A 10,982-nucleotide genomic window follows, 5' to 3' on the forward strand; every position below is an offset into this window, starting at 1 on the left:
AGTAGCGCCGCGTTATTGGCAATACCCGGAAACGCTCGACGAGCTTTACGTAAGTACCTCGGCGGGAACACCGAGCGGCACGCAGTCCACCAATGCGGTGGCAGGAACGGTGACGACGGCAGCAAGCGCGGCGGGTTCCAGTTCGGGAGGAGGTGGCTCGTCGAACCCCGCGACGACCGCCGCCGGTACCGGCCCAACGGCAACCGCGGGCGGCACGACCACGCCGACCCAACCACCTCCGCCCTCCACCACGCCGACTTTCGGTATCCAGTCCACTGCGGCAGCGGCGTTGGCCTCGGCCGCCAGCAGCGCCGGCACGTCGACCACGATCAGCGGCTCGCCTTCGATACCCGCGGCCACGCCCTTCGCTTTGGCCGGTGCCGGGTCAGGGGGCGGAGGCACGTCGTCCGGCGGCGGTTCTGCCAGTTCGAGCAGTTCCAGCAGCACCTCGAGCAGCGCGACCAACGCAGCCGCCATCGCGGCCGACTCGGCACGCAACCTCGCCATCAATTCGCTGGCAGCAAGCGGTCACTCGAGCGCATCCGCAGGCACTTCGGTCAGCACCGCGCAGGAGACCATGATTCCGTTCAGCACGTTTGCGCGATGGGATCCGGGTCATACGCCGCTAGGCGTCAATCACCAGGGCGATTTTGTCGCCACCACGATTTCGTTCAACCTGCCGCCGGGCGAGCCGCTCTCCACGGCCGTCACCGCGATCGACCGGACCATGGCGGAGATTCGCATGCCGGGCACGATTCACGGCGGTTTTCAGGGCACGGCGCGCACCTTCCAGCAATCGCTCTCGGACGAGCCGCTGCTGATTCTGGCGGCGCTGGCGGCGGTGTATGTCGTGCTCGGCATCCTCTACGAGAGCTATGCCCATCCGCTCACGATTCTCTCGACGCTGCCTTCGGCGGGCGTCGGTGCGCTGCTCGCGCTGATGGCGTTCCACGTCGAGTTCACGGTGATGTCGCTGATCGGCGTGATCCTGCTGATCGGCATCGTCAAGAAAAACGCGATCATGATGGTGGATTTCGCGATCGATGCCACACGCGAGGGCATGTCGTCGCGCGACGCCATCTATCACGCCAGCCTGATGCGCTTCCGCCCCATCATGATGACCACCTTCGCAGCGCTGCTCGGCGCACTACCGCTAGCCTTCGGCCATGGCGAGGGTGCCGACCTGCGCCGGCCGCTGGGCATTTCGATCGTCGGCGGGCTGATCGTCAGCCAGATGCTCACGCTCTATACGACGCCGGTCGTGTATCTCTACATCGACCGCCTGCAGTCGTGGATGCGCGCACGCGGCCAACGCCGCGCGGCCGCCTGAGCTAACCGCCTGAACCGTGAAAACCGCCGACCCAAAAGCAACAAGGCTGCCGTCAAAAACGGCAGCCATGTTCAGATGAAGCCAATCAATCCGCTTAATACGCGCCAGGCGGCGGCGGAGGCGGCGAACCCGGGGGCGGCGGCGGAGTGGTGGTCACATACCCGCCACCCCCGTTCGACTCCATGGTACGCATGCGGCCCTGCACCGGAATCCGGTTGCCGTTCGCATACATGCATTGCAGATACGCATAGTCGTAGCGGCGCTGGACGTCGTAAGCCGAATTCTGAGACGCACCGGCACCGAACAGCGTGCCTGCCAGCAGCCCGGCGCCTGCGCCGACCGCAGCGCCGCTGCCACCGTTGAAAGCCGCACCGGCGGCCGCGCCGAGGGCCGTACCGACCACCGCGCTGCCCACCGCACTGTTGGTCGCAGCCTGGTTGGTCGAAACCCCGCCCACCTGCTGGAACGCAAACTGACGGCACGAGTTGTCGTCAACGCGGAACTGGTCGAAAGTTTTACCGGTGCCCGGCAGCGCCATGACGCTAGGACCGGCTGGCATGACCGAACATGCGCCTAGAAAGCTCAATGAAGCGATAAGAGCAAGCCTTGAATATTTCATTTCCTTCTCTTTGCGGTAATACGTTTTTAGTTTACAGGCTACTGCGACTGCTGCGCCGGCACGGGGCGCCAACCCGATGAGCATGACTTCACATACGGGTAATAGCTCCTCGTGTCATCACAGTAGTACCAGGTGCCGCCCGGTTGCCCAGACGCCGCTGGGGCTGCAGACGTCTGGCCCTGCTCCACATACTCCTGCGGTTGCGCGGGCACCGGCACGGCGACCGCCGGCGGATACGGATAGTAATACGGCACACCCCACGGGTAGTAGTAACCGCCGCCGCCCCCGATGAACACCCCTACGTGTGCTGCATGGGCCACGCCGCTCGCGCAAACCATTGCGGCAGCTGCCAAGCCGAGCAAAATTTTCAAGCTTTTCACAACAATCTCCACGACGTAAACCGGCACCGATATGGTGTCTCACAGTACTACTGAACGCTATTCCACTCTAACTCGCAATACAATTACTTCAGAGCAAAGAATTTTTTCCGCTCGTTACACTGCAATGTTTCTGTCATGAATTTTAGCAGGGACGGACGGGGCGATCCGGCTGCAGGGCGTTTTCGGCGGTTTATTGCAGCCGGCCGCCGTCCAGATGCAGACGCTGCAACAATTCGCGGCCACGCCGGGTCAATTGCAGCGTCGAGCCATGGCGGTCGTGCGAGCGCACTTCGACCAGCTCGTAGTGACGCAGCGCAAGGACGTCGGGATCGAGCTCCTCCAGATGTCGCCCGGTATCCCGGAACAACATGAGCGTTGCAAGTTCGTGATGGCTTAGCATCGGACATCTCCTTCGTAAAGCGCATGGGCGATGTCGACATCCTAGTGAGCCGCGGCGACAATTTGGCTACGACCTTGTTTCGAGAGGTTACGCGGTTACATCCGTCCGGGAAAAGAGGCGCCGCATGGCTGGCCGTTCTTTCCATGCCAAATCAGGGCCAACTCGAATTGAAACCTGGCGGGATTTGACTAGGATGAAACTACGCCCTGCCATCGAACGGAGCCTGGATGCTCACCCGCACGCGCCACCTTCGTTGCCCGACTTCACATCGTCGCTCGTGGTCCCCGCTCGCACGCGGCGCAGGTTTCGCGCTCGCCATAGCCGTCATGGCGACCGGCTGCACCTTCACACCGCCCGACCGGCCGCTGCTCATTACACCGCCCGCTGCCGTGAACAGTGCAACGCTGGATCAATACCGCATCGCGGTCGCACGGCGCATCCTCGATCGCAATCCGTCTTACGTGTTGCAAGGTACGCTGCAGCCGATGCTGCGCTCGCTGGTGGTGGTCTCGTTCACCGTCGACCGCGACGGTCAGGTGATCCAGTCAGCCGTATATCGCACCAACGGCGACGACGAAGCCGAAAGTACCGCGCTCGCGACGCTGCGTCGTGCAGCGCCGTTGCCGCAGCCGCCTGCCAGGCTGCTCAATACACGCGGCCAGGTCGAGTTGTTCGAAGACTGGCTATTCAACGACAACGGCAAGTTCCAGCTCCGCGAGTTCGCCTCGCCGCAGGCGCAGACCATAGATTGACGGGCCGCACGCTATAATTTCGCGATCCCCCGCCGGAGCCTTCCGGCACGGGCGTGATCGTCGATGCTGCCCGCTCACCCGCGGGCACCACATGTCCCGCCTCTCGCGTTGCCGCGCCACCCGCGCGCCTTGCATTGTTCCACCCGGCAGCCAACGCCGGTGCAGGCCGTCAGGCCGCGGAGCATACCAATCCAAACAATAGACGCCGTATGCGCGCCGCCCGCGAAGCGCGCCACGCCGCGTCACGACACAGGAGAACCTTGGAATGTCCACTTCGCCGATTTCCGCGGCCAGCCCCGACGACGCCGGTCAAACCAGCAGCTCGCGGATCATCTTCGCCAGCTTCATCGGCACAGCGATCGAGTTCTACGATTTCTACGTCTATGCGACAGCCGCCGCGCTCGTTATCGGCCCGGTGTTCTTTCCGCATGGCTCGGCGACCGCGCAGGCGCTGTCGGCGTTCGTCACGTTCGGCATCGCGTTCGTCGCGCGGCCGATCGGCTCGTTTCTGTTCGGTCACTTCGGCGACCGCATCGGCCGCAAATCGACCCTCGTCGCCTCGTTGCTGGTGATGGGCATCTCGACCACGCTGATCGGTTTCGTACCCGGCTACGACTCGATCGGCAGCCTCGCGCCGATCCTGCTGTGCGTCCTGCGCTTTGGCCAGGGGATCGGCCTGGGCGGCGAATGGGGCGGCGCGGCGCTGCTCGCCACCGAGAACGCCCCCGCCGGCAAGCGTGGCTGGTTCGGCATGTTCCCGCAGCTTGGACCGTCGATCGGTTTTCTGGCGTCCAATGGCCTGTTCTTCGGCCTCGCACTGTCGCTCTCGGACGAGCAGTTCCGCAGTTGGGGCTGGCGCGTGCCGTTCATCGTCAGCGCGGTGCTGGTTGCGCTCGGCCTGTACGTGCGCCTGAAGATTACCGAGACGCCGGCCTTTCGCGCCGCCATCGAGCGCCAGGAACGCGTGCGCGTGCCAATCGCAACACTGTGCTCGAGCTACTGGCGGCCGACGCTGCTCGGCGCCCTGGCAATGGTGGTCTGCTATACGCTGTTCTACAACGCGACGACGTTTTCGCTGTCGTACGGCGTATCTGTACTGCATATTCCGCGTCAGAGCTTCCTCGGCTTGCTGTGCGTCGCCGTGCTGTTTATGGCGCTCGCCACGCCACTGTCCGCGTGGGCCAGCGATCGCTACGGGCGCAAGCCGGTGCTGATCGTCGGCATTATCGCAGCCATCCTTTCCGGCTTCACGATGGCGCCGCTGCTCGGTAGCGGCTCGATGCCGCTCGTGCTGCTGTTCCTGGTGATCGAGCTGTTCCTGATGGGCGTGACTTTCGCGCCGATGGGCGCGCTGCTGCCGGAACTGTTTCCGACCAACGTGCGCTATACCGGTGCAGGCGTGTCGTACAACCTGGGTGGGATTCTAGGCGCATCGGTCGCGCCTTACATCGCCCAGGTGCTCGCTGCCCACGGCGGTCTGACATGGGTCGGCGCCTACGTATCGATTGCCGCCGCGGTCAGTCTGTTCGGTGTGCTGTGTATGCGCGAAACGCGCGATGCCCAACTGATGTAAGCGCGCTCTTAACGTCGGGCTGCCTCAGCCCCTGGTCTCACCTGGTGGGTTTCCCTCTTGCACGTCTTTTTGACGTGCCTATACTCGAGCCATATCCCCAGTGAGCCAGGAGGCAACCATGAGGCTGTATCTCCAGAACTCAGACGTCGTGATGATCATCGCACTGGCACTTCTGTGCTCGTTGCTGCTGGCCATCCGCTTCCGCCCTTCGAGCTGGAAAGCCATTGTGCTTGAAGCGCTCGCTGCCAACGCGGCGGCCATCGTCGCGGTGGTCGCGTTCGAGATGATGCTTAGCTGATCCTCAACGAGGATCTGGCTAAACACCCGCTTGTCATGCAGGCAACCGTCGCATGCCCGGTGCGTTCCGGCCATGCGACGGCTCTGCCCGCTGCCAGCTTTACAGCCCTCGCCTCCCATGTCGCGGCACACAGCGTATGCGCGACTTCCCTGCTTATCAGTTGTAGTACCCGTGGTGGTAATAGCCGCCGCCGTAGTAACCCGGCGCCGGTGCGATCACACAGCCTCCCAGTGCAGCTGCCAGCAGCGCACCGGCAATCAAAATCAGCGTCAAGCGTTTCACGTTGTTCTCCCTTCGTTTCGGTGGTATCCGAGTCCGCCTCGAATGATGTTGATTGGACACGAAGCGCACATGTGCGGGCGTTGCATTTTGTAAGCGATGATGAGGGTTGCGTTACAGGTTTCGCGTCCGGCAGCGGCTGCAATGCCGGGCGCAGAGCAACGCCCATTGAGGTGTGGCCTGCATTCAGGCCCTCTGTGCGAAGCCGGTGGGTGAATGGAACGCGTAAGCTGCGTCTCGGCGACCAACCAAATGCGACACTTTTAACAGCCGTGTAATGCGGAAAATGGGTGCTGGTCGAACGGCAACTGTATCGGCCGGGGTCTGGAATGCGTGGGCGCGCCCCGCAGGGGCGATTGAACTCGACGCGCCGTGCGTGGTCTTTAAAGGTGCAGTCCTGTTGTGTTCATGTTGGATCCTCTCCGCCCGTCGTTCCCCGACGCGGGCGCTTTTAGAGGCGTGCCGAGGCAGCGTCCATTCAATTGGGCGGACTGTGCGTCACGCCTTTTTTCTTTGGCGAGGAAAGATTCGTTGAGGTGGCCTCCATGCACGAGCGGCGGCCAGCCTGCGGTTGCCTGTGACAGATCAGACAGCGGTGACGGAACGCGCTTGCGCCCCGGCAGGATGCGGGTCGCTATGCACGTAGTCGATCGCCTGAATCGCTTCACTGACGGGGGGCACCGACAGGCCATCGCCGATCGAGATCGAGCGATACGGTGCTTCGATGCCGAAATGCTCGCGTGAGGTGGCCACAAAGATCATTACCGTGCGCTTTTGAAGCGCGTGCGCGACGTGGACAAAGCCGGTATCCGTGCCAATCACGAGAGAGCACGCGTCGATCATCCGGGCGATCTCGGTGACGCTCATCTGCGGCAACACGGTTGCGCCAGGCACTTCCTTGGCGATTGCCTCGGCTTCCTCGCGCTCGCGCGGCGAACCCCACGGCAGCACGAGGCGAAACCCACGCCGCGTCAGTTCGCGTCCTACCTCGCCCCAATGCGCGACCGGCCATTTCTTGTCGTCTTTGGAGGTGGCGTGGAACAGCGCTGCGACAGGCGCGTCGCCTGCCTCGAACGGCGTGGTGCCCGTTTCGGGCAGTTTCAGATCGAAGACAGGCGGCCCGTCGGGCTGATAGCCGAGCGCCTCACCCGCGCTGATGCGCATGCCTTCCCAGGCGCTGACGGGCGGACGAGGGCCGAACCGCGCCGTATAGGCGAAGGATGCGCCAACCTCGCCGAGGTCCTTGTTCCGATAGCCGACACGGCGCGACGAGCGCGCGAGAAAAGCGATGATGGCGGTCTTGTAGACGCCCTGGATATCGATGATGCAATCGTAGTGGTAGGCACGAAGCTCGCCGATGGAGGCGCCGATCGCCTTGAGGTCCGACCAGCGACGCGCCTTCTTGAAGCGGCGCAGCGGTGCGCACAGGACGCGGTCAACACGTTGGCTCCAGTGGACCACTTCGGCAAACGCTTCGTCCGCCGCCCAGTCCACCTGCACTCCCGGAAATGCTTGCTTGATGTCGGCAATGACCGGAAGGGCTTCGACAATATCGCCCAGGGAAGTCACCTTGACGATAAGAATTCGCTTCATTAGTAGCCCGTCACAGTATCGATCGCGGCGCTTATTATAGCCGACCACGTTTTCGTCATATACGCCGGGCGCCGCGCCGCCCGGGGCACGGCCCGCTAAAGGCATATCTCGAAATGGCTTGCAGCAACGCTCTCAGGCGCTATCTGTCGAGTTTCTTTCAATATGCCTTCGTGTGGTCACGCGACGTGATCGATCGGTATAATTCACGCTTTGCCTGAGCGGTCATCTAATGCGGGCATTCCCCCCTCTTCCCTCCAACGTCATCCGGCGCACGCGCCGGCTGTGGCGCCAATACGGCGTGTTCTGGCTCGGCGCCATCGCCGTCGGTCTGATCGCGGTGTTCTACGCCCGCCTGATCGATTTCGGCTTCAGCCAGTTCAGCGCCATGCAACATCGGCATGTCTGGCTACCGCTGATCGTGACCCCGGCGGTTTCAGCGTTGTGCGTATGGCTCACCCGTAAGTTCTTTCGCGGCGCGGAGGGCAGCGGCATTCCACAAGTCATTGCCACGCTGCACTCCAAACCCTCTGAATATGGCTCGCGGCTGCTGTCGTTCCGGATTCTGTTCGGCAAGATCGCTGTGTCGTTCCTCGCCATCCTTGGTGGCTTTACGATTGGTCGCGAAGGACCGACGGTCCAGGTAGGCGCCGCGCTGATGTTCAACCTGCGCCGTTTCTACCCGCGTTCCAACGCGTTGATCGAGCGGCAGCTCGTGCTGGCCGGCGCATCAGCGGGCTTGTCCGCGGCATTTAACACGCCGCTGGCAGGGATCGTGTTCGCCATCGAGGAGCTCACCCGCAGCTTCGAGGCGCGCGCGAGCGGCGTGCTGATTACGGCCATCATCATCGCCGGTGTGATCGCCCTTGGGCTGAATGGCAACTACACCTATTTCGGCACGATCCAGATTGGTACGCATTTCCCCGATCTGCTCGCCGTGGCTGTAGTGCTCACGGCTGTCGTCACCGGTATCGCCGGCGGCGTTTTCGGCTGGCTGCTGCTCAACACGGCGCGCTGGATTCCCGCGCCGCTGCGCAAGCTGCATAGCGAACGGCCGGTTGTCTTCGCAGCGCTGTGTGGACTGTTGATTGCCGTTGTCGGTTTGATCTCAGGTGGCTTGACCTTCGGCAGCGGCTACGCGGAGGCGCGTGGTCTGCTCGACGGGAGCGAGCAACTGTCGGTGTTCTATCCGTTTCTGAAGTTGATCTCGATGGTCGGATCGTATCTGCCGGGCATCCCAGGCGGCATTTTCGCGCCGTCGCTGTCGATCGGTGCAGGCTTTGGCAATCTGCTGCATATGGTGTTCGGCAGCATGCAACTGCAGATGCTGATCGCGCTCGCCATGGTGGGCTATCTGGCCGCCGTCACGCAGGCGCCGATTACGTCGTTCGTGATCGTGATGGAGATGATCAATGGCCACGCCCTCGTAATCTCGCTGATGGCCACTGCACTGATTGCGAGCCGCGTATCGCGCCTCTTCGCGCCGCCGCTGTATGAAGCGTTATCGCAACGCTATATGGCGCCTTTGCCGCAACCCGCGCCTGCGCCGGTACCGGAAGTGCCTGAGGCTCTCATCGAAGAGGAGCCCGAGGCAAAAGCGGCTGATGAGGCCGACGCGCCGCCGCGATAAGTCAAGCCAGTGTGATAAAGAACCGCGGGCCGCGGTGAGACCCGCGTTACGCCCCCTGCCCGTCACGATGCCGGACAGGGAGCGCATAAAACATCATGCAGACCGCCATTGCGGCGATCAGACCTGCGGAATTTCAATCTTGACCTCGAGCACTTCGAGGTCGTCCTGGCGCTCGAGAGTGACGCGAATATCCTCATCGGAAATTTTCACGTACTTGGAAATCACGGCGACGAGTTCGCGTTGCAACGCAGGCAGATAATCGGCAGGCGCATGGCCGCCGGCGCGCTCATGCGCGATGATCAACTGCAGGCGTTCCTTCGCTATTGACGCGGACTTCTTCTTCTCGCCCAGCAAAAACGAAAGAATCGACATTACGTGCGCTCCCCTTACTTGGTGCCGAAGAGGCGCTGCAGGAGGCCTGGCTTCTGGTAATCGGTAAAGCGAAGCGATTTCTGCTCGCCGAGGAAACGCGACACAACATCCTTGTAGGCTTCAGCGACATCGGTGCCGTCGAGGTGCACGGCCGGCAGCCCCTGGTTCGACGCATGCAGCACCGCTTCCGATTCCGGAATGACGCCGATCAGGTCGATGCGCAGGATCTCCTGAATATCGGTGAGCGAGAGCATTTCGCCTTCGCTCACGCGCTTCGGGTTGTAGCGCGTGATCAGCAGGTGTTCCTTGATCGGCTCCTTGCTTTCGATCGCGCGCTTGGTCTTCGACGACAGGATACCGAGAATCCGGTCCGAGTCGCGCACCGAAGAGACTTCCGGGTTCGTCACGATCAGCGCTTCGTCGGCGAAGTGCATCGCCAGCAGGGCACCCGATTCGATACCTGCCGGAGAATCGCAGATGATTAATTCGAAGTCCATCGCGATCAGGTCGTTGATGACCTTTTCGACGCCTTCCATGGTCAGCGCGTCTTTGTCACGCGTCTGCGAGGCCGGCAGGATGAACAGGTTCTCGCACTTCTTGTCCTTGATCAGCGCCTGATTCAGGTTGGCTTCGCCCTGGATCACGTTGATCAGGTCGTACACCACACGGCGCTCGCAGCCCATGATGAGGTCGAGGTTACGCAGGCCGACGTCGAAGTCGATCACGGCGGTTTTGTGGCCCCGTAACGCGAGGGCCGATGCAAAACTCGCGCTCGTGGTCGTCTTGCCCACGCCACCCTTGCCCGATGTCACCACAATGATTTTTGCCATTACCCTTACCCTGAGTTCGTCAATTTCGTTCAAATAAGTCCGGCGGCAGCCAGATCCCAGGCACGCGCCAGGGGCGGCGCGCGCAACCGGTGATCAGGTGAGCCGCAGCGGTTCAATCATCAGCTTTTCTTCATCGAGCCAGATCTGCACCGGCTTGCCGAGCACGTCGGCCGGCAGCGGATTCTCGGTCGTACGGTAGATACCGGCGATCGAGATCAGTTCCGGCTCCAGACACGTGCAGAAAATGCGTGCGTCGTGGTTGCCCTGCACGCCGGCCAAGGCCCGGCCGCGCAACGGCGCGTAAATATGGATATTGCCTTCGGCAATCACTTCCGCCCCATAACTCACCAGGCCCAGCACCACCAGATCGCCCTTCGCGTAGATGCGCTGGCCGGAGCGCAGCGGCTTGTCGACCACCGTGGTCGTCGACGAGGTGACGAGCTTCGCGGCCTCGCCTGGCGCTGCTGTCTGGGCGCCCGCGGCGGGGCGAGCCGCCACGACTTCGACGGAGGCCGCCGGTACGTCGATCGGCAGTTCGCCCTGCACCGGAGCGGTGCTCTCGCCACTCAGACCGCTCTCGGGCACGGCGCCATTCTCACCGCCCTGAACGCCCTCTTCGCCTGCCGGCCTGGCGCCTGCCGCGCCACGCCGGTCGCGCGCCTCGAGCAGCGGCAACGCGGACTCGGCGGCCCAGCCTTGCTGCGGGTTCGCCACCACGCCCACCGGACGCATACGCACGCTGTCGAGCAGTTGCGCGATTTCGCCGAGCGGCACGCGCTCCTCATCGGCCAAGCGACGCACGTCGATCGCGACGACGTCGTTAGCGAAGAATTCGGGGGTCGCTTCGAAGCGCCGGGTCAGTTCGGCACGCATGGCGTCGAGGTCGGTCGTCTTGACCACGAACAGGAGCGTGTCGACAGTGCCACTGC

Annotated in this window: 13 protein-coding genes; 5 read left to right on the forward strand and 8 right to left on the reverse strand. The window is 62.8% G+C overall.

Annotated elements, in window-relative coordinates; translation table 11 throughout:
• Positions 1–1,330: efflux RND transporter permease subunit (locus tag M0954_RS00855; protein WP_297351128.1), on the forward strand; the 1,330-nt coding region annotated here is incomplete at its 5' end.
• Between the two features lie 94 nt (positions 1,331–1,424).
• Here M0954_RS00855 and M0954_RS00860 read toward each other — a convergent pair.
• The 3 genes from M0954_RS00860 to M0954_RS00870 form a co-directional block, all read right to left on the reverse strand.
• Positions 1,425–1,949, reverse strand: coding sequence for a YMGG-like glycine zipper-containing protein (locus M0954_RS00860; RefSeq protein WP_122153718.1), 525 nt, complete (start codon positions 1,947–1,949; stop codon positions 1,425–1,427).
• A 38-nt stretch (positions 1,950–1,987) separates the two neighbouring features.
• On the reverse strand, positions 1,988–2,329 hold the full coding sequence (locus M0954_RS00865; protein ID WP_297351130.1) for a hypothetical protein: 342 nt from the start codon (positions 2,327–2,329) through the stop codon (positions 1,988–1,990).
• Between the two features lie 190 nt (positions 2,330–2,519).
• Positions 2,520–2,729 (reverse strand): hypothetical protein, encoded by a 210-nt coding sequence (locus M0954_RS00870; RefSeq protein WP_122153717.1) that lies wholly within the window; start codon positions 2,727–2,729, stop codon positions 2,520–2,522.
• Between the two features lie 326 nt (positions 2,730–3,055).
• On the opposite strand from M0954_RS00870, the gene M0954_RS00875 reads away from it, so the two are divergent.
• From M0954_RS00875 to M0954_RS00885, 3 genes are all read left to right on the forward strand, one after another.
• The gene (locus tag M0954_RS00875) at positions 3,056–3,481 is read left to right on the forward strand and encodes an energy transducer TonB (protein WP_297351139.1); all 426 of its coding nucleotides are present in this window, start codon (positions 3,056–3,058) and stop codon (positions 3,479–3,481) included.
• 265 nt (positions 3,482–3,746) lie between these two features.
• Positions 3,747–5,054, forward strand: coding sequence for an MFS transporter (locus M0954_RS00880; RefSeq protein ID WP_122153715.1), 1,308 nt, complete (start codon positions 3,747–3,749; stop codon positions 5,052–5,054).
• Between the two features lie 118 nt (positions 5,055–5,172).
• Positions 5,173–5,352 (forward strand): hypothetical protein, encoded by a 180-nt coding sequence (locus M0954_RS00885; RefSeq protein ID WP_074263656.1) that lies wholly within the window; start codon positions 5,173–5,175, stop codon positions 5,350–5,352.
• Between the two features lie 156 nt (positions 5,353–5,508).
• Here M0954_RS00885 and M0954_RS00890 read toward each other — a convergent pair whose 3' ends face one another.
• Both M0954_RS00890 and waaC read right to left on the reverse strand, forming a co-directional pair.
• Positions 5,509–5,634, reverse strand: coding sequence for a hypothetical protein (locus M0954_RS00890; RefSeq protein WP_297351133.1), 126 nt, complete (start codon positions 5,632–5,634; stop codon positions 5,509–5,511).
• A 582-nt stretch (positions 5,635–6,216) separates the two neighbouring features.
• Positions 6,217–7,224, reverse strand: coding sequence for a lipopolysaccharide heptosyltransferase I (gene waaC / locus M0954_RS00895; protein ID WP_297351135.1), 1,008 nt, complete (start codon positions 7,222–7,224; stop codon positions 6,217–6,219).
• Positions 7,225–7,453: 229 nt separating this feature from the next.
• On the opposite strand from waaC, the gene M0954_RS00900 reads away from it, so the two are divergent.
• Entirely contained in the window at positions 7,454–8,851 is a 1,398-nt protein-coding gene (locus tag M0954_RS00900) for a chloride channel protein (RefSeq protein ID WP_297351136.1), read from the forward strand.
• Positions 8,852–8,968: 117 nt separating this feature from the next.
• Here the strand turns inward: M0954_RS00900 and minE are convergent, their stop codons facing one another.
• The 3 genes from minE to minC all read right to left on the reverse strand — a co-directional run.
• On the reverse strand, positions 8,969–9,223 hold the full coding sequence (gene minE / locus M0954_RS00905; RefSeq protein ID WP_122153712.1) for a cell division topological specificity factor MinE: 255 nt from the start codon (positions 9,221–9,223) through the stop codon (positions 8,969–8,971).
• Between the two features lie 14 nt (positions 9,224–9,237).
• Positions 9,238–10,053, reverse strand: coding sequence for a septum site-determining protein MinD (minD, locus tag M0954_RS00910; RefSeq protein WP_297351137.1), 816 nt, complete (start codon positions 10,051–10,053; stop codon positions 9,238–9,240).
• Positions 10,054–10,146: 93 nt separating this feature from the next.
• The coding region (gene minC / locus M0954_RS00915) for a septum site-determining protein MinC (protein ID WP_297351138.1) at positions 10,147–10,982 on the reverse strand (836 nt) is incomplete at its 5' end.

This window comes from Paraburkholderia sp., assembly GCF_026225065.1.
Classification (GTDB): domain Bacteria; phylum Pseudomonadota; class Gammaproteobacteria; order Burkholderiales; family Burkholderiaceae; genus Paraburkholderia.

What these genes read in the sequence shown, in the direction of transcription:
- M0954_RS00860 (WP_122153718.1), bottom strand. Translation starts at nt 1,949, where the DNA reads ATGAAATATTCAAGGCTTGCTCTTATCGCTTCATTGAGCTTTCTAGGC.
- M0954_RS00870 (WP_122153717.1), bottom strand. Translation starts at nt 2,729, where the DNA reads ATGCTAAGCCATCACGAACTTGCAACGCTCATGTTGTTCCGGGATACC.
- M0954_RS00875 (WP_297351139.1), top strand. Translation starts at nt 3,056, where the DNA reads ATGGCGACCGGCTGCACCTTCACACCGCCCGACCGGCCGCTGCTCATT.
- M0954_RS00880 (WP_122153715.1), top strand. Translation starts at nt 3,747, where the DNA reads ATGTCCACTTCGCCGATTTCCGCGGCCAGCCCCGACGACGCCGGTCAA.
- M0954_RS00885 (WP_074263656.1), top strand. Translation starts at nt 5,173, where the DNA reads ATGAGGCTGTATCTCCAGAACTCAGACGTCGTGATGATCATCGCACTG.
- waaC (WP_297351135.1), bottom strand. Translation starts at nt 7,224, where the DNA reads ATGAAGCGAATTCTTATCGTCAAGGTGACTTCCCTGGGCGATATTGTC.
- M0954_RS00900 (WP_297351136.1), top strand. Translation starts at nt 7,454, where the DNA reads ATGCGGGCATTCCCCCCTCTTCCCTCCAACGTCATCCGGCGCACGCGC.
- minE (WP_122153712.1), bottom strand. Translation starts at nt 9,223, where the DNA reads ATGTCGATTCTTTCGTTTTTGCTGGGCGAGAAGAAGAAGTCCGCGTCA.
- minD (WP_297351137.1), bottom strand. Translation starts at nt 10,053, where the DNA reads ATGGCAAAAATCATTGTGGTGACATCGGGCAAGGGTGGCGTGGGCAAG.